At 68.9% G+C, this 22,637-nt stretch carries 26 protein-coding genes and 1 pseudogene; 15 read left to right on the top strand and 12 right to left on the bottom strand.

Features of this window, described 5'->3' with window-relative positions; translation table 11 throughout:
• The first annotated feature begins 1 nt into the window (after position 1).
• Positions 2-2,629 carry a site-specific integrase gene (locus J7F03_RS39565; protein WP_214958065.1) on the top strand — a complete coding sequence of 876 codons (2,628 nt, stop codon included), beginning with the start codon at positions 2-4 and terminating at the stop codon, positions 2,627-2,629.
• A complete protein-coding gene (locus J7F03_RS39560; RefSeq protein ID WP_214958054.1) occupies positions 2,626-3,210 on the top strand; it encodes a DUF6262 family protein in 585 nt (194 codons plus the stop codon). The genes J7F03_RS39565 and J7F03_RS39560 overlap by 4 nt, the downstream gene beginning before the upstream one ends.
• Before the next feature lie 29 nt (positions 3,211-3,239).
• Here J7F03_RS39560 and J7F03_RS39555 read toward each other — a convergent pair whose 3' ends face one another.
• Both J7F03_RS39555 and J7F03_RS42540 read right to left on the bottom strand, forming a co-directional pair.
• Positions 3,240-3,986: a GNAT family N-acetyltransferase gene (locus tag J7F03_RS39555; protein ID WP_214958053.1), complete on the bottom strand. Its 747-nt coding sequence runs from the start codon at positions 3,984-3,986 to the stop codon at positions 3,240-3,242.
• 198 nt (positions 3,987-4,184) lie between these two features.
• The gene (locus J7F03_RS42540) at positions 4,185-6,407 is read right to left on the bottom strand and encodes a TnsA-like heteromeric transposase endonuclease subunit (RefSeq protein ID WP_308380152.1); all 2,223 of its coding nucleotides are present in this window, start codon (positions 6,405-6,407) and stop codon (positions 4,185-4,187) included.
• Between the two features lie 171 nt (positions 6,408-6,578).
• Between J7F03_RS42540 and J7F03_RS39540 the strand changes: the two genes are divergently transcribed.
• The 3 genes and pseudogenes from J7F03_RS39540 to J7F03_RS42205 form a co-directional block, all read left to right on the top strand.
• Positions 6,579-6,839: a hypothetical protein gene (locus J7F03_RS39540; RefSeq protein ID WP_214958052.1), complete on the top strand. Its 261-nt coding sequence runs from the start codon at positions 6,579-6,581 to the stop codon at positions 6,837-6,839.
• On the top strand, positions 6,836-7,210 hold the full coding sequence (locus J7F03_RS39535; protein WP_214958051.1) for a PIN domain-containing protein: 375 nt from the start codon (positions 6,836-6,838) through the stop codon (positions 7,208-7,210). The genes J7F03_RS39540 and J7F03_RS39535 overlap by 4 nt, the downstream gene beginning before the upstream one ends.
• Before the next feature lie 193 nt (positions 7,211-7,403).
• Positions 7,404-7,562 (top strand): annotated as a pseudogene (locus J7F03_RS42205) (transposase); the annotation flags it as partial.
• A gap of 83 nt (positions 7,563-7,645) precedes the next feature.
• On the opposite strand, the gene J7F03_RS39530 reads toward J7F03_RS42205, so the two are convergent.
• Positions 7,646-8,638 (bottom strand): endonuclease/exonuclease/phosphatase family protein, encoded by a 993-nt coding sequence (locus tag J7F03_RS39530; RefSeq protein WP_214958050.1) that lies wholly within the window; start codon positions 8,636-8,638, stop codon positions 7,646-7,648.
• A 303-nt stretch (positions 8,639-8,941) separates the two neighbouring features.
• Between J7F03_RS39530 and J7F03_RS39525 the strand changes: the two genes are divergently transcribed.
• The 3 genes from J7F03_RS39525 to J7F03_RS39515 are packed head-to-tail and all read left to right on the top strand — an operon-like array spanning position 8,942 to position 10,739.
• On the top strand, positions 8,942-9,682 hold the full coding sequence (locus tag J7F03_RS39525; protein WP_214958049.1) for a hypothetical protein: 741 nt from the start codon (positions 8,942-8,944) through the stop codon (positions 9,680-9,682).
• A 24-nt stretch (positions 9,683-9,706) separates the two neighbouring features.
• The gene (locus J7F03_RS39520) at positions 9,707-10,579 is read left to right on the top strand and encodes a hypothetical protein (RefSeq protein WP_214958048.1); all 873 of its coding nucleotides are present in this window, start codon (positions 9,707-9,709) and stop codon (positions 10,577-10,579) included.
• 10 nt (positions 10,580-10,589) lie between these two features.
• Entirely contained in the window at positions 10,590-10,739 is a 150-nt protein-coding gene (locus J7F03_RS39515) for a hypothetical protein (RefSeq protein ID WP_214958047.1), read from the top strand.
• A gap of 123 nt (positions 10,740-10,862) precedes the next feature.
• Here the strand turns inward: J7F03_RS39515 and J7F03_RS39510 are convergent, their stop codons facing one another.
• Entirely contained in the window at positions 10,863-11,135 is a 273-nt protein-coding gene (locus J7F03_RS39510; RefSeq protein WP_214958046.1) for a hypothetical protein, read from the bottom strand.
• Between the two features lie 38 nt (positions 11,136-11,173).
• The gene (locus J7F03_RS39505; RefSeq protein ID WP_251073174.1) at positions 11,174-12,499 is read right to left on the bottom strand and encodes a S8 family serine peptidase; all 1,326 of its coding nucleotides are present in this window, start codon (positions 12,497-12,499) and stop codon (positions 11,174-11,176) included.
• A 314-nt stretch (positions 12,500-12,813) separates the two neighbouring features.
• Here J7F03_RS39505 and J7F03_RS39500 point away from each other — a divergent pair, with 314 nt between their 5' ends.
• Positions 12,814-13,296 (top strand): hypothetical protein, encoded by a 483-nt coding sequence (locus tag J7F03_RS39500; RefSeq protein ID WP_214958045.1) that lies wholly within the window; start codon positions 12,814-12,816, stop codon positions 13,294-13,296.
• A gap of 8 nt (positions 13,297-13,304) precedes the next feature.
• Here J7F03_RS39500 and J7F03_RS39495 read toward each other — a convergent pair whose 3' ends face one another.
• Positions 13,305-14,129, bottom strand: a complete 825-nt coding sequence (locus J7F03_RS39495) for an IS5 family transposase (RefSeq protein WP_251073176.1) — start codon at positions 14,127-14,129, stop codon at positions 13,305-13,307.
• A gap of 80 nt (positions 14,130-14,209) precedes the next feature.
• Between J7F03_RS39495 and J7F03_RS39490 the strand changes: the two genes are divergently transcribed.
• Together J7F03_RS39490 and J7F03_RS39485 are read left to right on the top strand one after the other, a co-directional pair.
• A complete protein-coding gene (locus J7F03_RS39490; RefSeq protein WP_214958044.1) occupies positions 14,210-15,757 on the top strand; it encodes a phage/plasmid primase, P4 family in 1,548 nt (515 codons plus the stop codon).
• A gap of 123 nt (positions 15,758-15,880) precedes the next feature.
• Positions 15,881-16,267, top strand: a complete 387-nt coding sequence (locus J7F03_RS39485; protein WP_214958043.1) for a DUF6009 family protein — start codon at positions 15,881-15,883, stop codon at positions 16,265-16,267.
• A gap of 609 nt (positions 16,268-16,876) precedes the next feature.
• On the opposite strand, the gene J7F03_RS39475 is transcribed toward J7F03_RS39485, so the two are convergent.
• Positions 16,877-17,470, bottom strand: coding sequence for a hypothetical protein (locus J7F03_RS39475; RefSeq protein ID WP_214958042.1), 594 nt, complete (start codon positions 17,468-17,470; stop codon positions 16,877-16,879).
• A 110-nt stretch (positions 17,471-17,580) separates the two neighbouring features.
• Here J7F03_RS39475 and J7F03_RS39470 point away from each other — a divergent pair, with 110 nt between their 5' ends.
• Both J7F03_RS39470 and J7F03_RS39465 read left to right on the top strand, forming a co-directional pair.
• Positions 17,581-17,790, top strand: coding sequence for a hypothetical protein (locus tag J7F03_RS39470; RefSeq protein WP_214958041.1), 210 nt, complete (start codon positions 17,581-17,583; stop codon positions 17,788-17,790).
• A 617-nt stretch (positions 17,791-18,407) separates the two neighbouring features.
• Positions 18,408-18,809, top strand: coding sequence for a hypothetical protein (locus J7F03_RS39465; protein WP_308380151.1), 402 nt, complete (start codon positions 18,408-18,410; stop codon positions 18,807-18,809).
• Between the two features lie 303 nt (positions 18,810-19,112).
• Here J7F03_RS39465 and J7F03_RS39460 read toward each other — a convergent pair whose 3' ends face one another.
• The 4 genes from J7F03_RS39460 to J7F03_RS39445 all read right to left on the bottom strand — a co-directional run bounded on the left by J7F03_RS39460 (position 19,113) and on the right by J7F03_RS39445 (position 20,332).
• Entirely contained in the window at positions 19,113-19,253 is a 141-nt protein-coding gene (locus tag J7F03_RS39460; RefSeq protein ID WP_214958040.1) for a hypothetical protein, read from the bottom strand.
• A gap of 41 nt (positions 19,254-19,294) precedes the next feature.
• Positions 19,295-19,546, bottom strand: a complete 252-nt coding sequence (locus J7F03_RS39455) for a hypothetical protein (RefSeq protein WP_214958039.1) — start codon at positions 19,544-19,546, stop codon at positions 19,295-19,297.
• Positions 19,547-19,664: 118 nt separating this feature from the next.
• Entirely contained in the window at positions 19,665-19,955 is a 291-nt protein-coding gene (locus tag J7F03_RS39450) for a hypothetical protein (protein WP_214958038.1), read from the bottom strand.
• Complete coding sequence (locus J7F03_RS39445) at positions 19,952-20,332, bottom strand: DUF6415 family natural product biosynthesis protein (protein WP_214958037.1); 381 nt, start codon at positions 20,330-20,332, stop codon at positions 19,952-19,954. Before J7F03_RS39445 ends, J7F03_RS39450 begins: the two co-directional genes overlap by 4 nt.
• 193 nt (positions 20,333-20,525) lie before the next feature.
• Here J7F03_RS39445 and J7F03_RS39440 point away from each other — a divergent pair, with 193 nt between their 5' ends.
• Entirely contained in the window at positions 20,526-21,008 is a 483-nt protein-coding gene (locus J7F03_RS39440) for a DNA-binding transcriptional regulator (RefSeq protein WP_214958036.1), read from the top strand.
• Positions 21,009-21,541: 533 nt separating this feature from the next.
• Here J7F03_RS39440 and J7F03_RS39435 read toward each other — a convergent pair.
• On the bottom strand, positions 21,542-21,730 hold the full coding sequence (locus J7F03_RS39435; RefSeq protein WP_214958035.1) for a hypothetical protein: 189 nt from the start codon (positions 21,728-21,730) through the stop codon (positions 21,542-21,544).
• Positions 21,731-22,185: 455 nt separating this feature from the next.
• On the opposite strand from J7F03_RS39435, the gene J7F03_RS39430 reads away from it, so the two are divergent.
• Positions 22,186-22,637, top strand: a 452-nt coding sequence (locus J7F03_RS39430; RefSeq protein WP_214958034.1) for a hypothetical protein, incomplete at its 3' end; no start/stop codon positions are given.

Below are 22,637 nucleotides of genomic sequence, written 5' to 3'. Positions count from 1 at the left end.
CATGACGACAGCCCTGCTGCCGCAGCAGGACCCCCGCGCTGGCCGGGACCGGCTGGAAATCCTCACCGCACTGATCAGCACCCCATCGTTCGACCCGCTGTTCCGACCCGATGTCGTCAAGATCCCGCCGGACCATGCTGTCTACCGGTGGAATTGCCTCTGCGCCGACTGCGAGCGGTCCACCATGGGACATGGCGACCTGTGCTCTTCTCACGAGATGCTCTGGCGTGAACACCGCGACCTGGGCGGAGAACGAGCCGAGTTCCTCCGCACCGCGCCGCCCGTCGGACCCGGGGAGTGGATCGAACAACGGTCCTGTCAGATCTGCCCCGGGCGGCCCGCTCGTCACCACACACTGGCGCTCTGCCGATACCACGAGTTTCGTTGGTACAACCAGCGCGGCCGCCGCGGCGGTGACCTCGACTTCGACGCCTGGCTCGTCGATCAGCAATCGCATCCTGGCTTCGGCGATTGCCAGGTCCAGGTCTGCCCGGAACTCGCAGACTCCCCGCTCGAGCTGTGTTTCCGTCACGAGCGCCGCTACCGCAGGCAAGGCAGGCCGGGAGGAGCGACGCTGCCGTCGCAGTGGGGCACCCGCTTCGGGCGCCGGGGACTGGTCACACCGGTCAGCTACGAGGACGAACTCGCCTTCCGGCGCTGGTGCGCGAGCGCCGGGGCTGTGCTCCGGCCCGCGCAGGTCAATCTCCGAGGGCTGCATGCGCTGCTGCGGGCCGAGATCAAGTGGGGCATGTTCACCTACACCCAGAAGGCACACGGCCGCTGGGAACTGGTCACCTGGCAGGGCTTGGCGAACTTCGCCCGCGAGCACGGTCTGCGGTCGCTGACGGACGCGGGCCCCGAGGAGGAACGGCTGCTGCAGAAGGGGGTCAGCCGCGAGGCGGTCCACATCGTCCGGGCCGTGGCCGGCTGGCTGCAGCCCCTCTACGTGACGCCGGCCGAGACTCGCGAGCTCGGATACATCCTCACCGAACACTTTGGGCGCAAGCTCACCGGCCGCTCGGTCCACATGGACCTCACCGGCGTCTCCCAGCGATGGCTCCGCGACCTCATCTGGGACCACCTCGTCTCTATCCTGCGCTCTCCCGGCTGCCCGCGCAGCGGAAGCACTTTCGACGACATGCGCCGAGCCGGTCTGGAGCTGAGTACCTTCCTGGAACTCCACGCGCCTGCCGGCGGCCATGACCCGCGAGCTTTGACGGCAGACCATATGCACCAGTTCGTCGCCGACCAGCGGCAACGCGAGCGGGACGGCCTCGTCTCGCTCGCGGCCAGAGGACGCCCGGGCAAGCAGTCGATCGTGACCGACAACACCCGCCAGCGCGTCTTCCACCGCACCCGGCGCCTCCTGCGCGGGGCCCTGGAGTCGGGAGAGGCCGAACGCCTCGGCCTGGACCGGGCGTTCATCGCTGCCATGCCTGCCCCAGGAAGGACAGTCCGCCGTTCGCGATCGCCCTTCGCCGACGGCGTCGCCCGCGCGCTCGCCGACGAGACCAACCTGAGCGGGCTCTCCGAGACCTACGATCCGTTCGACCGCGGCCTGCGGGATGCCTGGGAGACGATCATCGTCACTGGCCGCCGCTGCGGAGAAGTCCTCCAGCTCCGCTTGGACTGCCTCGGCCGCTACGGCGGCCTCCCCATGCTCTGGCACGACCAGACGAAAGTCGGCAACTACGACCAGGCCCTGCGCATCCCCGAACGAGTCCATCAGCTCCTTGAGGCCCGCCAACGCAAGACCCTGGTCCTGTTCGAGGCCCGGAACAACCGGCCACCCACCGCCGAGGAACGCGCCCAGATGGCGCTGTTCCCCACCAATATCCGCAACCGCGACGGCCATCGGCCGCTGAGCTACAAGTGGTTCCACAAGGGCTTCAAGCTCTGGATCGACGATCTCGACATCGGCCGCTGGGTTCCTCATCAGGCTCGCCACAGTCTGGCGACCAGCCTGCTGCGGGCCGGGGCAAGCCTGACGCACGTCCGCCGCTACCTCGGTCACGTCTCCGAGCGGATGGCCGAGCACTACATCCACTTGACACAGTCCGATCTGGAGGACGTCCTCCAGCACGTCTGGGTCGCCGGCCCTGGCAGCCCCAGCCCCGGTGAAGTCCTCACCGGGCCGAAAACCCCGCTCACCCGCGAGCAGGCCCAAGCCCTTGCCATCGACCTCGCCCGCCGCAGCACACCCGCCGAGGGCGGGTTCTGCACCTTCCAGCCCGTCGTCGACGGCGGCGCCTGCCCCTGGAACCTCGACTGCCACAACTGCGACAAGTTCGTCCTCTCCGGCGCCGACCTCCTCTACTGGCGGCGCAAACGCGAACAGTGGCGACTGCTGGCCGAGGGCGCCCCCGACGACGCCACCGCCGACTACCTCCACCGCTACTTCGAGCCCACCGCCCGCGCCATCGACGGCCTGGAGAGGGCCCTGGCCGGCCTCGGCCTCCTCGACGACGCCCTCGCCCTGGACCTGCGCAAGCCCCAGGACTACTTCCAGCGCGTCTGGTCCACCGCCTTCCGCGCCGCCGATCTGGCCGATGCGGGCAGCGACGAGCAGAGCGAGTACAGCTATACGTGCACAGCCGTCGACGACGACCCCGAACGGGACATCGCATGAAGACCGCCACCGTTCCAGAACCCCGCACCGCCGCTGCCCTGGCCGCCCGCCGCCACAAGACCGAGACCTCCCTCCAACGAGTCCGCGAAGCCATCGTCCGGCTCCGTCGCGAAAAGGCCCAGGTCAGCGTCGCCGCCGTCGCCCGCCGCGCGGACGTCTCCCGCACCTTCCTCTATGACAACCCCGAGGCCAGAGTCGCGGTCGCCTCCGCCATGGCGGAGGCCGGCGAACGACGGACCCAGATGCTCGCCGAGCAGGACGACGTGCGAGAAGCAACCTGGCGCGAGCGGGCCCTGAACGCCGAAGAGGGCCTTAAGGCCGCTCATGCCGAGATCCTCACCCAGCGGACCCGCATCGGCGAACTCCTTGGCCAGATCCGCGACTTGCAGGCCGAATGGACCGAGGAAGCCATCCAGCGGATCACCACCGAGAACACCACGCTCAAGCAGCGAGTCCGCCAGCTCACCGCCGACACCCGCACTCTCGACGAGCGACTGAAGGCTGCCCGCTCCAACCTCCGCTTCCAGGATCGTCGCGTCGCCGACCTCGAAGCCCAGATCACCGACTCAACGGTGCACTGAATCACCTCGGCCGACTTCAGACGGCGGTCTCACCGGCCAAGGCCGGTGAGACCGCCGTCGCCGAGGAGGACGCTGAGCTGGGAACCAAGCTCCTGGAAGCCCAGCGCAAGCGCCACACGCTTTGACGGATGCGGCCGTGCTCTCCATTGCGGAAGCAGCCCGGTGTCAAGTGCATGCGCCACCGCCGCAGACGCCACGACCCGCGCCAGCCCTCGGCCTCGATGACCCGGCGCAACGAGCACGCTCAGGTGAGCCACCGACTGCGGCCAAGCTTGATAGCCGGCCGCGGCAACCACGCCGTCACTCTCGCGGAGGACGAATGCGGGAGAGGTGATGTCCTCCAAGCCGCTTTCCCCGGCGTCCTCTTCACCAGCCCGAGCCAGGAACGCGGCCAACTCATCGTCGCCGCACACCGCCTCTTCGACAGCGGCGCCTCCTTGCACAGGCAGGAAGTCGGCGCGGTCGAGATAGAAGAGGGATGCAGGCCCAAGTACGTCGAGGACGGGCAACACCTCATGCAAGCGGTCCTCGTCGACGAGCTCCTCATCGGACAGCTTCCTTGAAGCGCCCGCCATCAGCTTGGCGACATGCACGCTCGGCACGGTGACGATGCTGGCTCCGCCGAGGAGCACGATCCCTGTCCACAACGGCGGACACAACCGCGAGCCAGGAGAGACCACAACGCTCGCCCCGTCCGAGGAGGAGAACTCCACTGGCCTCACCGCCAGCCCTGTCCATAGCTCCCGGGCCCGGTCAAGCAAGAGATCGCTAGTCATAGCCGTATCGTGTCGGGCCCCTTGCCGCTGGACGACTGATTTACAACGGGGACAGAGGCCCCAGGCGCCCTCGTGCTGCGACGCCTCGCGCACCACGCTTCCGCTCGCGGCACGACGACCACACGAACGAGCGACAACAACGCCCCAACTCGCCGTCGCGGACATGTAGTCTATGAATCGTCGCAGTTCAGAGCCGGTTCACGAGCTCCTGCGGTCGGTAAAGATCCTGACGAGCCATTCGTCGAGAAGTTCCTGCAGCTCCAGCGGAGACCACAGCGGCCCCTTGTCCAGGTGTCGGCCGCGGTGGTCGGTGCTGCGGCCGGTGTACCCGGCCACGAACTGTGCGAACAGCGTGCCCACGGAATCCAGCATCTTCTCCACGTGCCCCTTCTGGAACGGGGACGCCTTGTGGGTGGGCTGGAAGTCGATCTCCAGGAAGCGGCAGGAAGCACGGAAGTTGCGAGAGATGAACACCCGAGCGTGATCACACACGATCATCTCCGGCACGATCACCGGCTTCGCGGCCGAGTGCTCCAGGCGCTCGTCGATGTCCAGCAGCCGGCGGTGCGGCAAGACCGACCTCGACATCCTCAGCGCATCCACCCAGCCCGGACGCATCAGCTCCGGTGTGACCGTGCGGGCCAGCAGCACGCTCGCGTCGACCGCCTTCGTGGTCGGCCGCACCACTGCCGCGGTCACTGTCCTCGTCGCGACGTCGATCATGCCCGTGAGCTCGACCTTGCCCACCACTCCGTCGTCGAGTCGGACCAGCACGTCCAGAGGAGTGGAGTCGACTTGCACCACCTCACCCGGCGCAAACGCCGTCCACTGTCCGAACGGCGCCACCGCCCCATGGGCCCGCGACCGCCGATTACGGGCCGTGCCCGAGGTCGGATTACCTTGCGAAAGCTTCCCCAGCAGCCGGTAGAGCGTGGCTTGTGACGGCAGTTCAACAGCCGCACCCGCCTTCCGCAGGATCTCTCCGGTCCGCCAAATGAAGTAGGTGCCGGTGCGAGTGGAGTCATCCTCACCCTCCCTGATCGCCTTCCGCATGGCCTCGACCACCAGATCGTCCACCGCTCCGAACTGCGGCCTCGTGCGCACCGGACGGCGGTCGGCCAGCCCCAGCAGCCCTTCTGACTGGTAACGGCGGCGGAAGTTGCCGATCGTACTCACGCTGACCTGGTAGCCCTCAGCCGTCAGCTCGGCCGCCTTCGCCCGCTCCCTCGAGGTCAGCGAACGACGGGCCGGATCGTAGTCGGGCCGCGGCCCGGCCTCGGCGTCAGCTGCGGGACTGACGCCATGGAGAACCTCCAGGATGTGGCCCTCCCACCACAGAGCCTTCTCCCGTGCGTGTTCCGGCAGCGCGTCCAGCAACGACACCGAGGGCAGCGGCATCCGTGCCGGGCCCGTGAGCACTTCGAAGCTCTCATCGTCCAGCAGCACCGCGAGCGGGATCTCGCGCGGCGGGCCGTCTCCCTCCGCCACCGTCACCATCTGCGCGGACACTGCGAGCACCGACCGTGCCTGCCCCTCGAACCGCACTCGGTCACCCACCGCGATCGAGGCCGGCCGCGACAGTTTGTGCATATCGCTCCTCCTGCTGTGACTTCCCAGACCGGGCCTGGGCACGAGCACGCCACTGCCCCGGCCCTTCCTCTCCGGCCCGGCAATGGACCCGTCGGCGGTCTGCACCACGGCGACGTTGCTCAGCAGGCCCGCACCCAGATCCGCGCGTAACGTCCCGGTCCAGAGCAGATAGAACAGCGCCGGGAGTGCCCGCAGCACATCTCCGGCCTCCTGCGCCCCCTCCCTCAGATGGCGCGGTTCCCGGAAGACCTCGGCAAGATGCCCGGCGAGCTCCGTGTCACGGGCGCACCGCGGATGCCGGTAGCGGGCCAGCCACCGTAGATTCGCCATGACCACCGGATCCGGGGCACCGACGTGCACAAAATCCCAGGCCACCGCCGCGCAGGCCCTCGCGGTCGCGGTGAACGCCTCCGCCGTTCGCTCATCGACCTGGCCCTCGGCACGAACATCGACCACTCGAGCGCGGCCGTCCGCGAGCCGTACGAAGTAGTCCGGGGCGTGACGGCGCTTCTTCCCGTCCTCACTCCAGTGCAGCCAGAACGGCTGGGAGGCGATCCCCACCACATCTGGGTCGAAATCCAGCAAGATCAGCCGGTCCCGCTCAAGCCACGACTCGTACCCCACATGGCCACCGGTGGTCGCCGCGTAGTAGAAGCCAGGAAAGCTACGGTCGCCCTTGTTCCACCGGAACCCCCGTACTGGCTGTACATCCTCAAACCGGACATCCCATCCTGCACCCAACGCAGTACGCCGTCGCTGTACGCCGTCGAAAAAGTCCAGGTCAAAGGCACCGAGTACGGGATCGCCGTACGCGAAAACAGGTTGCCCCACCGCGTCCCCAGTCAGCCAGGCCCAACAAGCGCTCAACCTTCGCTGAGAATATTTGGCGGTCACCAGCCTTCGCTGAGAAACGCTCAATGTTCACTGCGAGGGGTCAGCTGGACCCGCCACCTATCGCGCAGAGGCCTGGTGACCCGATTCTACCGGCGGTAGAATCGGGTCATGAGCAGCAGCAAGCCGACCAGCGTCAAGACGACCGAGGCCGTACGCGACCGTCTGCGCGTCCTCGCACAGGAACGCGGCACGACCATCACCGAGCTCCTGGAGGAGCTCGCCGCGAGCCGGCTGACCGCCGCTGAGCAGGAGCAGCGCGCCCAGGAGGCGGCCGCCGAGCTCGGCCTGGAATACACCGAGGAGCTGCGGCATACGGGCCAGTCCGCCTGGGAGCGCGTGCGCGCCCACCAGGACGGCGCCGCCGCGTGAGCCTGACGGCAGTCTTCGACCACACCGCACTGGCCGCCCTGTACCGGGCGGACGAGTTCTTCACCGGCCTCTACATCGAGTCCTCCCGCGGCGGCGGACGCGTCCTGATCCCTACCCTGTCGATCCTGGCCGCCGAACGCCAAATCCCCGGGGCCGGCGCCCATGCCGCACGGCTGCGCTTCGCCGAGACCGTGCCGTTCACCGCCGCGCACGCGCTGGACGCCGCCTCATGGCCCGCCACGGACTGGGCGGTCACCCATCCCGCGGCCATCGCGTGGCAGGGAGTGAAGACGGGTGAGCCCGTCACCGTTCTCTCCCTGGCTCCCGAGCTGTACGAGGGGACGGGCGTCTACCCGCTCAACCCCTGGTAGGGCTCAGAGACACCCGGCGGCCGGACAGGTGGGTCCGGCGGCCATGCCGTTGCAGTCCCCGGGCCGCTTGCGTGTCCGCTGATGTCGCGGAGGCGCCGCAGTGAGGGCGGCCCGTCTACGGCTGGGTCTGCTCCCAGTGGCGGGCGAGCAGTCCGAAGAGGATGCTGTCGGCCCATTCGCCGCGGACCAGGACCGATTCGCGACCCGCCCGGCAGCCGCACCGAAACCCTCCCGACCCGGCCCCGGACGACCTCCGGGCTCGAAGAACAAGCACCGGGCCAGGCACCACAACGTCGGCAAAACGGTCAAACGCGCCGAGTCAATCAAGGAACACCAAGCGCGCAGAGGATAAACGCCAAGCTGAGGCGCTTCTCGCGGGCGGAATCCCCAGGCGGTCCCTTGGACACCTCACGGGTGGATCGGCCGCTGGGTCGTTCAGCTGAAGTCGAAGGTGGCGACGACGGGGGCATGGTCGGATTCGGGGTACTTGTCGTCGGTGGCGAAGGCAAGCGTGTCGTCGTGGAGAATTTCATTGTGGATTTCTGAGCCGCGGTAGTGGGCGAGGAGGTTGCGGGTGACGAGCATGTGGTCGATCATCTGGCCGCGGCCGTGGTGGAAGAGGGTGTATCGGGCTTCGCCCGGGATGGTGTGCTCGATAGGGACCAGGACCCGAGTGGCGAGATCTTTGTTGTTGGTGTCTTCGACGTTGCCGCAGATCGCCTGGACCGGGACTTCTCCGGGTTCGGCGTTGAAGTCGCCGGCGACGATGATGCGCGCCTCGGGGTCGTCGTTGAGGATCTGGTCGACCAGGCGCCGTACTTCCAGGGCCTGGCTCATGCGCTTCATCGAGGACAGGAAGCTGCCTTCGGCCCAACTGTCGGCGGTGCTCCAGATGCCCTTGTCGGTCACCTGACCTGGGATGTCGCTGGGGATCTTGGATTTCAGGTGCACGGTGATGATGTGCAGCAGGCGGCCGGGTTCGGCGTGGTCGATGTCGATCTGGGCGTGCAGGATGGGCCGCTCGATCACGATCGGAACCGGCTCCAGGTCGGGGGGTGTGGCGGTGAGCCGCTGGTAGTGGGGCTGGGCGACCAGGTCGTGCTTTAGCTGCTGCTGCTTGATGACCGGCAGGTTGGTGGCGATGACCAGGTTGCGTACGTCGAAGACCTGATGGTCCTCAAGCTTGGTGCTGACCAGCGCGGCGCCTTCGAGGTTGGTCCCGGCGAGTAGCTCCTTCAGCGCCAGCAGCGCACGCAGCTGGCCGGGGCGCTCCTGCCCGTGGACTTCCTGGAAGCAGGCGATGTCCGCTGGCAGCCGCCTGATCTGAGGTTTCATCAGGGTGACGCGTTCAACCAGCGATGGATGCACGCCTTCGCGGGTCTCGTCGAAGTTCTCGAGGTTGAACGTGGCAATCCGGATCTGTGTCACCGGTGCTCCCAGGGCTCGTCATGGCCGGGATACACAGCGTAATCAGGCTGTGCTCGCTGTGTGGGGACAGGGCCCGGCGTTTCGCCCTGTCCCCACCAACCGGCTGCGTCCGGCCGGACGACACCCATGGGCCGCCCGTGTCTCTCGGCGCTCGTACTCCGGCTGGGCCCCGGCGCCGCGGGACCCGGCGCCGAGGGCGGACGGCTACCCGAACGGCGGTTTCTCCCGATATGACACCGTTTTAGTCTGCCGGAAAGAGGAGCGGAGGCACTCCGCCCCGTCGGACTGGGATCGGGAGGCTCCATGCGCGGCCGGACGACGCGTCTCTGGAACAGGCCGGGGGGCGCGCTCCTCGCACTCGTCCTCGCCTGCGCCGTGACGGCCCCGCTGACCGGGTGCACCTCCGGCGACGACCCCGATCCGCGCCCGGACACCAACGTGACCGCCCCGACGACGGAGGACGGGCAGGAGACGGAGCAGGAAAGGCAGGAGAGGGAGAAGCGGGAGAGGGAGAAGGACGACGGGAGCTTCAACCGCGCGGGCCGGCTCTCCGACGGTTTCTCGGGCCACTGGCCGCAGAGCTACAAGAAGACGGTCAAGAATCCGTCCTCCGAGCCCTACGTGGGCACGCTCGAAGTCCTGGACTGCACACCGGGCGAGGAGAGCCGGCCCGCCATTCCGCCCAGCCAGACCGTGACCGTGCCCCCCGGGGGCGAGGTCGCGCCGGAGTTCAAGTTCTCGGAGAAGGGCGGGAACTCGAAGCCAACCCGCCAGGTCTGCGCGACGCTCCGGAACGAGGCCGGGGTCTCCGCGGAGGTCAGCGAGCCGATCTCCGCGGATCTCGTGACGCCGCCCGGCGAGACCACCGGCGAAACGACCGGGGAGACCACCGGTGAAACGACGGGCGAGACCACCGGCGAAACGACCGGGGAAACCACCGGCGAAACGACGGGCGAGACCACTGGGGAAACGACCGGGGAAACCACGGGCGAGACCACCGACGGGGGCACGTCCGAAACCGGCGGGTCCGACGACAACGGCTGAGCCCGCCCGAGCGAAGGGGGCCTTATGGCCGAATCGGACTCCGAAAGCGGAACGCACCCCTGGGGCAACTGGGTCGTCACCTTCGCCACACTGGCCGCCCCGACCACGTTCATCGGCGCCCTGCTGCTCTACTTCGGCTTCGCCTACACCGACGCCCTCTACGCGCACTTCGGCGTCGACGCCGCGACCCTCGGCTTCTCCACCCAGGAGTACGCGCTGCGCAGTGCCGGGGCCCTCTACGTCCCCGCGGGCGCGGCGCTCATCGTCGCGCTGGCCGGCGTCCTGGTCTACTACGCGGCGCGCACGCTGGGAAACCGGGGCGCGCCCCTGCCGCCGGGGAGCCGGCTGGCGCCGTATGTGGTCTCGGCCTGCGGCCTGGTCATGTTCGTCCTGGGCGTGCTCGGCGGTTTCGCTGTGTGGCGTGCCGGAGCGATGGACACCCCGCTGCTGATCGGCGGCGGGCTGGTGCTTGTCGTGTTCGGCAGGGCCCTGTCCTTCAAGCTCACCGGCGCCGACTACCCGGTGGCACGCGAGCGGCTGGCGCTCGCCCTCGTCGCCGCGCTGGTCGGCCTATCCTGCTTCTGGGCGGTGCACGCGTACGCCAAGAAGCACGGCGCCGACGAGGCCCGGTACCTGGCGCGGCACCTGTGGCTGCGTCCCGCGGTGACCGTCGACACGGCGGAGCGCCTGTACTTCCCCCCTCGGCAGGTACGCGAGACGGCCCTGCCGGTCACCGGTCCCCCGCAGCGGTACCGGTACCGGTACGAGGGTCTGAGGCTCCTCGCGGAGGTCAACGGCCGCATGTTCCTCATCCCCGAGGACTGGGCGAAGACGGGCGGCGGCGTGCTCGTCGTGCCGGCGGACGGCGCGGTACGCGTCGCCTTCCGCTCGGGCTGAGGCGTCCGCGGTGGCCCCCGTCGACCCGGACCAGCCGGGCGAACTGCACCGGATGCTGCCCGGTCTGGGGCTCGCCGCGATGAAGCGCATCACCGAACGTCACGGCACGGTCCACCTTGGCATGCCCGACTTTCGGCCAGCTGCTGCCAGACGAGGCTGAACGCCGGATCACATGTTCCAGGCCCTGTTCTTATAGCTACGGCGAAGGGGCATGTAGCGCTGCGTGACTGCTCTGGGGTGAGGTCAGGTGAGGACCAATCGAGCGGCAGGATGAGCGAAGCGGTTACTGCACGGGAGAGTCGGGATCCGGCAGCTGGTAGCCCCGCTCCCGCTCCACGTCCTCAACGCCGTAGGCTGCGCTCAGGGCGGCCAGCGCGTCCTCGGACACGGTTCCCACGGCGGTGCCGATTCCCCGCTGCTCGGACTCGATGATCATTCCAGCGCGCCGGGCGGCCTCGACCGCCTCGTCGAAATCGTCCGGGTCGAGCGCGACGATCACCCTGACACGGGGCGTCTCATCACTCACGATGCGCGAATCGCCGGTTGCGTAGCCCATGTCGCCCTCCAAGGGGGTGGTTCGTCATTCTGCTACCCCTAGGGTGCCTGCACCAGTCCTCGACCGGCGTCCGACGCCGGAAGACCAAGATCACGTGTGCCCGCGCGCAGCAGCGTCACAATCTGTGCGGCGGTCGCGTTCGGGTTCTGTTCCCAGAGCAGCGCGGCGACACCGGCGACGTGGGGTGTGGCCATGCTGGTGCCCGACAGCCGGCGGTATCCGCCGTCTCGCCAGGTGGACAGGACGTCGACGCCGGGTCCCACCAGGTCGACCCCGCCGCCATTGGGATTGAGACCGGCACACGAGAACGGAGCGATGGTGAAGTCCGGCGCGATCGCGCCCACAGCGAGCACCGACGGGCAGTTCGCAGGCATCCCTACCGGTTGGAGATCCAGCGGGCGGCTGCTCTCGTTCCCCGCGGCCGCGACGATCAGCTTGCCGCGCTTGAGGCATCGACGGGCGGCGCGCTCGTAGATGCGCGAGTAGCCGGCGCCGAGGGCGACCGCACCGCCCAGTGACATCGAGATGACCCGGACCCCGGCCTGGTCCATGGCCCAGTTGATGCCGTCGAGAATCTGTCCGTCGCTTCCGCGGCCTTGGTTGTTGAGCACCTTGGCGACGTAGATGTCGGCCTTGCACGCGACGCCGTAGCGCGGCCCGGTGGCCGGGTTCCTGGGGCCGCAGGCGGTTCCGGCGCAGTGGGTGCCGTGGCCGTGGCCGTCGTCGACCGCCTGTCCCGGCACGAAGGACGCCGACTGCCTCACCCGGCCTGCCAGGTCCGGGTGGGTCTCGTTGATGCCAGTGTCGAGGATCGCCACTCCGACACCTGTGCCGGTGAGGGCCGTCTCGGTCGCCAGGATGGCCTGCAGTCCCCAGGTTGCCTGCGCCTCGCTCCACAGGGGACCGGCCGCGGCCCGCGCCAGTGACGGATTGACCTGACCGTTTCCCCGAACGCGCTCGACGAGGTCGGCCACACCGTGCAGGTACCCCTCGAAGTACTCGACCGGGCGGGCCGCCGTGTCCTCCTTGTAGGCGTGGAGCACACGCTCCGGTTCCGCGCCGACCAGAGTCGGAGTCGAGGCGACGGTGGCTTCCAGAGCCAACCGCTGGTCGCCCTCGACGGCCTCGACGATGGCGATGCCCAGATCGTCGAGGACCACGGTTCCGCCCTGCTGGAGGGCGCGAGTGGCGGAGTCGCCGACCCGGACGTGGTCGGTCACCGACACTCCGGCACCCGAAGATAGCGCGGCGAGCCCGGCCTTGGGGTCGTCCTGATCGAGCAGAACCAGGTATCTGCCTGTGTACTCGACGTTCTTGGCCACGCCTTCGTCGGCCATCGCGGTCACGCTGTACTCGTCGCTCATGGTCGTCGTCCTCTGCTGGGGCGGGCGTGTCTGCCCGGCGGGTGGATGGAAAGCAGAAAGGCCGACCGCTCACACAGCAGGCCCCTTGCCATCGATTTCGACCATAGGAAGAAGGGATCCGTGGCGCGCGGGCTGTCAGGCCATTCGGGCCAGTACACCGACGGGCCCGGCGCGCATCCGCACACCGGCCCGTCGTTCAGAAGCCGTTGTCTTTCCGGTCGTGACCGTTGAGTTTCCGCTGGTCAGGAGTGGACTCTGCATCGGCGTGGAAGCGTTGGGGCGTCGGGTTGCTTCTTGATCGGTGGGGGTGGCTGGTGGCGTCGGTGCTGGGTCTGCTGGAGGCGAAGGAGTCGGCCGCGCGGGAGGCGGTCGAGCGGGCGCGGGAGGAAGTCGCGAGGATCGCGGCCGTGCTCGAAGAGGCCGAGCGGGTTCTCGAACGGCTGGTCATCGCCCGGGAAGCGGTGGTGGAGGTGCTGGCCGAGCCGGCCGGCCAGGCCGTGGACGTGGTGGAGGACAAACCGGTGGCCGCCGCGGTGACGGGATCACCGGTTCCCCGCCAGAGCGGGCAGCTGGCCAGGGCTGTCCTCGCGCCGGACTACCAGCGGATCATCTCGGTGCTGGAGACCGAGGCGGCGGCGGGCCGGGACAAGGTGCGGGCCAAGAACCTTGCGCTGGCACTGGGACTGGAAGTGGTGCCCGCGAAGATCGAGGGAGTGCGTTCGCGGGCGAAACGCTTGGCTGAGCGCGGGTGGATCACCGGGCATCAGTCCGGGGAGTTCAGCGCCGTGACGCCGTGACGGTGCGGTCAGGCTGCCAGGGACATTGCCGTCGTGGTCGTGTGGGTGCGGCGGGCGAGGCGGCGGCTCATGAGCATGGTCATCGACCACAGGATCATGGATTCGCTGGTGGCGGGCAGCGCCTCGTAGTCGCGGGCCAGCCGACGCGAACGCATCAGCCAGCTCAGCGACCTCTCGACCACCCACCGCCTGGGCAGCACCACGAAATGCGGCTCGTCACTCCGCTTGACGATCTCCAGGGTGAGGTGGAGTTTCTCCCTGGCCCAGTCGACGAGCATGCCGGTGTAGCCGCCGTCCGCCCAGACCAGACGGAGCGAGCGGTGCGAGGCCCGCACCCGTTCCAGGAGAGGCACCGCGGCCTCGCGGTCGCCCACGTTCGCGGCGGTGACCGCGACCACCAGCAGCAGGCCGAGACAGTCCGTGATCACATGCCGCTTGCGGCCCGGTACCTTCTTGCCGCCGTCGTAACCGCGTGAAGCAGCGGGCACCGAGCTGGCGGCCCGCACCGACTGCGAGTCGATGATGCTGGCGGTCGGCTCGGCCGCCCGCCCCTCGCTGACGCGGACCTTGCCCCGTAGCCGGTCGTGGAACTCCACGTCCAGGCCCTGGCGGCGCCAGCGGCGGAAGAACGCGTAGACCCGGTCCCACGGCGGGAAGTCGGCGGGCACCGAGCGCCACTTGATCCCGTTGTCGACGACGTAACGCACCGCGTCGAGCATCTGCCGGTGAACCGGGCGGCCTACACGGCCGGAGGCCTGGTAGCCGCCGGGCACTTCACGCAGTCCCAGGTCCGCGAACTCCTCACGGCGGCCGCGGACACGGCCCGCCCGCATCAGATTCACCGCAGCCTCTCTGTCATCAACTCTGCCCTGTCCGCCGGCCAAAGCCGGCCGCTTCATCTCAAAGGACGCCCATGAGCAGCGCCGACGGCCCGCGTTTCGACGCCGCCCAGCAGATGCTCGACCTCGAAGACCAACAGACTTCGGCGAACCTGCCTGCCCAGCAGCGCGCCGCCACGGTGCGCGAGCCGGCCCGCCCCACGGGACAGCTGCCCGGCCTGCTCACCGACCGCGGCAACGCGAAGCTGTTCGCAGTGATGTACGGGGATCAGTTCCGTCATGTCGAGGGGCTGGGCTGGTACCACTGGAGTCAGTACCGCTGGAAGCGCACCGGCGGCGAGAAGTCCGCCCTCTGGGCAGCCGGAGACATGGCCGAACAGATGCCGGCCAGCGATCCCACAGGCCTCTTCAGCGACCGCGACCTTCTCCTGCACCGGCGCAGGTCCATGTCCACCCCGGGCATCAAGGCCATGCTGACCCAGGCCAAGGCCTCACCCGCGCTCGCGCTCGACCCCGACACCCTGGACGGCGACCCGTACGCCCTGTGCACCCCGGCCGGTGTCGTCGACCTGCACACCGGACAGCTGCGCAAGCCCGACCCCGAACGCGACATGCACTCGCGGGCCGCCAGCGTCGGACCTGAGGCCATGGCGACACCGCGCTGGAATCGGTTCCTCCACGACACATTCGGCGACGACGACAAGGGCCTGGAGACCATCCAGTTCCTCCACCTGCTCCTGGGGTACTCCATCACCGGAGACGTCGGCGCGCAGGTCCTGCCGTTCCTCTACGGCACCGGCGCCAACGGCAAGTCCGTCATGTTGGATGTCATGACGCAGATTCTGGGTGACTACGCGCAGGCGGCCCCGCCCGGATTCCTGATGGAGAAGGGCAAGTTCTCCGAGCACTCCACCGAGCTGACCGAGCTGCACGGCCGGCGCATCGTGGTGTGCAGCGAACTCAAGCCCAACGACAAGTTCGACGAATCCCGCGTCAAGCTGCTGACCGGCGGCGACCGCATCATGGCCCGCCGCATGCGCCAGGACTTCTTCTCCTTCACACCCACACACAAACTGTGGCTGCTGGGCAACCACCGCCCCGAAGTCGGTACGGGCGGTCACGCTTTTTGGCGCCGCATCCGCCTCATCCCCTTCGAACGTGTCGTCCCCGCCTCACGCAAGATCAACAACCTGGCCAAGCAACTCGTCGACAGCGAAGGCCCCGGCATCCTGCATTGGCTGATCGAAGGCGCCCAGCTCTACCTCGCCACCCGCGACCCACTGACTGGACCTGCATCCGTACGGATGGCCACCCAGGCATACGCAACGACCGAGGACCACATCGGGCGCTTCCTCACCGAGTGCTGCACCAGCGCCACCACCGGCCGTGCCAGCGATAGAACCTCAGGCGACCTCAAGGTCGAGCAAGGACTTCTCTATGCCGCCTACAGCAGCTGGTGCAGTACCGGCGAAGGCATCCGACCCGCCACCGCTCGCGCCTTCGCAACCCGCGTGCGCCAGGAGCTCGCCCTGGCCTCACCGGCCGACATGATGAAATCCAGCGGAAAGAAGTACTACCCCGGACTCGCTCTCCTAGCCGACGACGAACCCGAACATGTCTAGACCACACCGCCTACGCGGCCGGCCCACACCTCTCTACGATGGACACGGCACACCTCCACACGACCGTTCCCAAACCCACCCCGGCCCCTACCCGGCCGCCGACAACGAAAAGAGGCCGCGGCCATGAGCTCGCTGCTGAACGAGAGCGACCTCCTCCACGAGAACAAGGTGGTGTGGCTGGAGAACCCTGAACATCTCGACTACGTACGCCAAGCCCTCGACAAGACAGCCCGCCGCCGCGGAAAGCCCCGCTACGCCCGCGACGGACGCATGGTCGGCTACACCGAACTCGACGAACATGCCGAAGCCGACCCCGACAGCGGTCTCCAGCTCCGACGGGTCTTCTTCCTACTCCCGCACGACCGCGACACCGATCCCGACGGCGTGTACCACCAAGGGGCGCCCGGCGAAGCGATCGACCCACGGACGGTCGAGCCACGCCGGGCGGGAGTAAAGACGCCCCGCTCCCAAGGCAGCCTCGATGCGGCGGCAGCCGTCAGGACGGCGTGAAGCCTCATTCGTTGGCGGGCGTGATCGGCCGGACAAGTCCTAGCTGCGCACGGGAAACGGCTGCTGCGGGGGACCGGTCCGGTTAGGGTCGTGATCAGTCCGCGCCGACATGGGTGTGCGGGTCAGGGCCGGTGCCCAGAGCGCTCTGGGGCAGTACGACCGGTCCGCCCAGGCCCCGGTACCCCGTTGGGATGCCGGGGCCTTCACACCTAGGGCGGCCCCGCCCACGGCGTCGGTCGGTTTTGCGGACTCCCGTGCGGGCCAGGATGACGCTGGCATCCTCGTCGAGGAAGAGCATGAAGGCCCAGGTTCTGTCCGGCGTGAAGATGCAGCCGATTCGCAATGGCGCGGTGCCGTACTGGGTGAGGGTGTCGACAGTGGCTGACAGGGCGAGTGTCTCGGTGCCCCGTTTCCTTGCGCGCCGGTCGCGAGCCGTGTAGATGCCGGCAAGTTGCTGACCGGGGACGCTGCCGTCCTAGATGACGAAGGCGCCTCCGCCGAGAAGTGCCGCCTTTGCTGGTTCGCGGGCTGTGGTCTGTTCGTTGAGCATCTCGGCCAGGTCTGCCCGGTTCATCTGCCCCCTCCCTGTCCTTGGTGTCGGAGCTGCACTCAGTCGTTGTAGTGGAGCCTCTGACGGGTCCAGAGCGTGAGGTCGCTGCTGGTGGCGACGGCCAGGGTGAGGCCGGAGGGTGAGAATCCGGCAGTGCGGAGTTCTGAGTACTCCGAGTGGAAAACATGCCACCATGCCCCTCCCGCTGGGCCTTTGTGGGCCCCGCCGTCCGCGGAGAGGATGACGCGGTCGTGGGGCCATTCCGGGCTGACGACATCCAGGGTCCAGCCGTCGGGGGTGGTGCTGTGGAGGCCGCCTCCGAAGAGACCGGCGATGCGGACCTGGGTGCCTTCGATCGGCCCGAGGCCGGGGCAGGTGAGGTCTGGGTGGGCGTCGGGGGTGCTGGTGTCGGGGTCGGGATCCCGGTCGCGGCCGATCTTCTCACCGGTGACCGCGTCGAAGAGCCCGTGGCCGTCGCTGGAGACGACCATGACGAGGTCATGCCCGTTGTCGGGGTGGACGGCGAAGCCGATGCCGAGCAGGCCGCCGATTGGAGTTGTGCGGTCGAGTACCGGTTGCCATGGCTCCGGGGCCGGCATGACGGAGGCGGCGATGTAGCGCTCGCGCAACTTTTGCCGGTAGTCCGTGATCAACTCGTCTCCTCGGTGCGATCCGCGTCGAGGGTCACTCTCGCGCAGCGGCCCACGTCGACTCAAATTTCATGCTGGGTGATCGCGGTAGGGCCGTCAGCGTCTTGCCACCCGTGCAGACTGCCCTCCGCGAGGACTCCGTACTTCCGCTCGTAGGCGGTCATCGCCGCGAGGTCGGTGTGGTCCCGGGCCTCGATGACCTCCGCGGAGGCCGCAGCCGACTTCGCGGCCCCCTGGCGGACATGCTCACCATCCTCGGCGAGGACGAGTGCCGCAACGACGTCCTCGCCTGGAATCCAGCCATCGCGGCCTCCGCCCGGTGACCTTCGTGTCCCGCGCCCGGTTGAGCTGGCATGAGGAAGACGATCTACGTATTGACGGCGGCGGCCCTGATGTTCGCCGCCGCCCCCGCGCACGCTGACGCCAAGGCCAGTGACGGCAAGGTCGGGATGTCCGTCTACGGCAAGGGGCTGCGCATCAGGGACGTGGGCGCGCATATAGAGGGCCATGGCACCGGGGTGCGGGCCCGCCTGATCACCTACACGCCGAAGGGCTACAGGTCGGCGTTGACGGGGTGGAAGGACGCCACCCCGGTCAGCGCGGCCTTGACCAAACTGTCCGTAAGGGCAACCCAGGTGAAAACGACCTCTAACCTGCCCACATGTCGCCCCACAGCGAGCCTGGGCGGGTCCATCCCGGCCGTGGTCGGCGCGTCCGATGCAACTGCTCTGATCCCGCAGCAGCGAGCCTTCGCCCCAGCGCCACCCCCCGTTGAGGCCTTCGACCCAGGGCCCCAGCCTCCAAGCCACCCCGCGGTACTCTCCGCGCCTTCGTCTCCGCCCACCCCGGAGGGGGCCGGCCCCGGGAAGCCGGAGCCCGAACAGGTGACACCCCGAACGCCGACTTCCCTACAGAAATCGAACAGACTTACGATTCAAGTGTGACCACCACCCCGCTGACCACCACCGCGCCCGCGTTCCCCGACGACCTCCTTCAGCTGCAGGAGCGCCTCCACCGCGCCCACGCCGAGCACCATGCCTACCTGGCCGAACTGCCCTGGAGCGTGGAAGCCCTCGCGGGCTGGGCGCGGGGTGAGCAGTTCTCCCACCGTGGGGACGTCCCCAACAGCCCGGGCTGGAGCGACGAGCAGAAGGAGACGGTCGACCGGATGTGGGCCGAGATCCGAGAGCTGTCGATCGCGGTCGTCGACCACCCCCACTGGGCGACGGTCCCCCGCGACGCCGTGGTGAACGCCCGCATGCAGCTGAAGAAGGAGACCCGCCCTGCCAGACCCTCCGACGTTGCCGCCCGGCCGCGGCTGATGGCGCTTGGACCTGGATGACGTCGCCTCGCCACGCGCTCACAGCGGCCTCCAGGCCATCGACGGGCCACGGTGCGCGCCGTGGTCCGCCAGGCCGCCCACGACGTCCGCACCACCCGCCCCCGCCGATCCGCCGGCGGCGTCGCGGGCGGCCCGCGGTGCGTTGCGGGTGCGGGGCCCGTGTGAGTGTGGCAATGGCAGGGTGGGTTTGTTAGCGCGCCTGGAGCAGCTGCGCGGCCCGGAAGCGACGGCGGGCGGCCTGCGCGTGCACGCTCTCGCCGACGGCGCCGCGCCGCAGGGCCTGGCGGCGCCACGTCACGGCTGTCACTGCTGCTGCTCAGCCTGCCGGGGCTGGCCGCGGTCGCCGCGTTGTTGTTCACCTGGCAACAGGTGAGCCAAAGTGGCAAGGAGCTGCAGATCGTCGAGCAGGGCCAGATCACTGACCGCTTCAACGCGGCGATCCACAACATGGGGTCGGGCTCCTTGGACATCCGCCTGGGTGGCATCTACGCCCTGGAGCGCATCATGGCTGACTCCCCGCGCGACCAGCCCGCGATCGTTTCGGTAAACAGCGGGCCCTTGTCGCTGTCCAGGCTCCACCGCTCGATGACGGGGAAGCCGGTGAAGCACTGCCAGTCCGAGGAGTACTCCAGGGTGGCGGCCTCGAACGCGCCGAACTCCTCGTCGGCGACGATCGCGGCCAGGATCTCCTGCGCCCGGTGGGCGGCCTGTGCGGGGGCGGGCATGCTCGTGCTCATCTTCGGTGCTCCTTCGAGGAGGTGCTCATGAGGTGCCCCGCACGGCCCCTGGTGGGCCGGTGCGGTTCGTGCCCCGTACGCCCGGGGATCGGCTTCCGCCCCGGGCGTACGGGAGCCATCAGTCCCGCCGCAGCAGGTGACCCGGGCCACCTGCGCCGGCCCCGGTATCGGTCGTCTTCTCCAGCTCTCCGGTCAATGCCTTCGCCTCCCGGCCGGAGGGAAGGCGGACCCACACGTAGGCGACGGCGTCGTCGACTCCCGTCCAGCCGGAGCCGATCTGGGAGACGGTCCCGACGATGAGCTGAGGCAGCTCCTGGCCCCGGCCCTCCGGCTCGACGTACGACCAGCCGGTGACCATGTCGCCGACGCGCAGCCGAACGGTCTTTCGGCGGGCGGCCACGGCGCTCACCGCCCATCCCCAGGCTGGTCCAGGACGAGGCCGAGGAGTCCCCGGCATTCACGAGCGAGCTCCTGGAGGTGAACGTACGCGGCGTGCCGGTCGGCGGGGAGCCCGGCAGCCAGCATCCGCCCAGCGTGCGCGGCGGTGTCCTCCACCAGTCGCATGCGCTGCGGATCGTCCCAGCGGGGGGCTTGTTCCACGGCGATCGGGGCGAGGAGACGCACGTGCCCCGACAGCCAGCGGTGCCACGCCGCGCACACGGTCCGGTCGGGGGTGCCGGCGCGGTGCTCCAACACCTGGGAGACGGTCTCGCTGATCAGGCTCATGTCGACAGGCAACGTGCTGCTGGTGCCGTCGGCGCGGGCCACGGTCAGCTCACCGGGCACATCCGGCCCTCGACGGGTACGGCTTTGGGGGGACACGGGCAGCACTACAGCCTCCTCGCCAATCCGGGCGTCACCAGCGCGACCGGGCCGCCAACAGGGCCGCCCGATTCCACGGATTGACCGTATGAGCGGCCGCGGTGGAGTAGGACTGACTGGGGGTACGAGTAGAGCGCGCCACGCCAAGGGGAGCGCCATGAACGCCGAACTGCACCGGCCCTCACGCGCGGGTCTCATCAGCGGCTTCGTGCTGCGCGCAGCCCGAACGTCGATCCCGGCCACCCAGCAGGAACTCGCCGAGCTCCTGGCTGTGGACCTGGCCACCGTGCAGGGCTGGGAGTCGGGGCGTCGCCCGCTGGCGAACATGAAGGCCGGGGTCCTCCTCGCCATGCGCCGCCGCCTGGCCGTCCTGGGGGCCTCCCCGGCCGTCCTTGCGCTCCTGGACGCTGCGATGGATGCCGACCGCATCATCGCGGCCGTCCTCGCCTCCGGCGACGATGTTGGGCATCCCCTCGGTGAATGGTTCCAGACCCGCCAGACGGCCCACATGCTCGCCTGGGCGCTCGCCGGCACCCCGCCGGCCTCGGTGGCCGACCTCGTCGCCGCGCCCCGCAGGGGCCAGGCACGGCGGGACATCCTCAACCACCACCTCACCCGCGACGGCGGCCGCCGCCGGTAGAGCCTCACGCTCCGACGAGGCGTCTCGCGATGCTGCCTACGTTGTAGCGGGTGGCAGGGCCGGCCGCGGTCGATCCGGGGTGATCTGGGGGCCCGGCTGTTTTTGCGGCCACGCCGTACGCGCTGCTCAGGCTGCAAGGGTCACGCACGTGCTCCTAGCGGAGGCACTCTGGCCGCGGCGGGCGGATGTGGCCGTGGTGATCGGGGCTGGGCTGGAGATAGCAGCCCTGGGCATGGGGCACCGCCAGGTCGCCGCCCACCTGGGCTTGGCCGAGGGAACGGTCCGTGGCTGGCTGCGGGCGTTCGCCGGGCGGGCGGAGGACATCCGGCGGTACTTCACCGTCGCCCTGGTCGCGCTCGCTGATGACCCGGTGATGCCGGATGCGACGCCGTCGACGCTCGCCGACGCCGTCTCGGCGGTCGCGGCCGCCCATCGGGCGGCTGCGACGAAGTGGCCGCACATGCTCACTGTGTCGCGGTGGGAGTTCGCGGGCCGGGCCTACCGGCCCTGCCTCAGCCAGACGTACGCGGTGTTCAGCGTGCTGGTGGCCTGGCGGCCGAGCTCGGCGGAGCGTGGTCGCGGTCCTCGGTGTAGAGGGCGTGCTCGGCGTCGTGGAGTTGCTGTAGGTGGTCACCGCCGAGGGCGGGCGCGCCGCTGTGTTTGGGGAGGGCGGCGGTGAGCAGCGCGGCGCCGGTTTCCAGGAGCATGGTGCGTCGCCACATGTCCTCATCATTGCCTTCCGTCGTCCGTCCGGCCGTTCGCGGGTCGGGCAGGGTGAACCCGAGCTCGGTGACGGTCCGGCCGGTGCCCGCCCGAGGCGTACCCCACCACCCCACGCCCTAGCCCCGTACCAGGTCGACGCCCTCAGCGGACGGAAGAACCCTGCCATCCATAACCCGAAGAGCGAGGCCGAGGTCCTTCTCCGCATTTGGGTCGCCCCTGGGCGGGCGGTTCGAGCGGGCGGTGGCGCTGGCGAGCGTCTCTTTTTGGCCAATGTTTGGGCGACTCGGCTTATTCCACTTCAGGCGCCCGCGAGTAGGCGGATACGCCTCGCTGTCAGATACGCCCGCACAACTCGAACGAAAGTTTGATCTGTGATGTCCTCAACTCGCACCTCGGGTTCGCTTCCGTTAGGCGTGCGATACGGCCAGTCATCTCTTGGCACCCGAATAACCCCTTGATCATCTTCTTCCTCTGCGTCAAGACTTCGAGCACATTTTGCGCGCTCACTCTGCGGGCGCGTATCGCCTGTGGGGGGCTTCTGGTGTTGCTTGCTGTGTCCGCGCGCGTTCGCCTACTTGTCTTGCTCTTGGTGCTGTCCGTCGTTGCGGGTGGCGGCTGGCTGGTCCAGATGCCGACGGGATCAGGGCGGAGTGGCGAGAGCCCGTACGTCGGACCGCGGCCGGTCGCGCATCAGAAGCCGGTGTCACTCGAGCAGCGTCAGGCACAGACACAGCGGCGTGCCGAGCCGGTGGAGTCGCATGGGCTGCCGACAACGAAGGGACAACCTGCGACGGCCGCGCAGCGGGAGCTGCTCAGGCAGAACCAACTGCAGGCGAAGACCGGCCCCCCGGCCAAGTCTTCACCGGAGGCTGACCCGAAGGGCAACAGCGTCTCGCCGGTGTCCAC

The sequence above is a fragment of the Streptomyces sp. ISL-43 genome (assembly GCF_018614195.1).
Taxonomy (GTDB): domain Bacteria; phylum Actinomycetota; class Actinomycetes; order Streptomycetales; family Streptomycetaceae; genus Streptomyces.
This window is presented reverse-complemented; position numbering and strand designations above follow the sequence as displayed.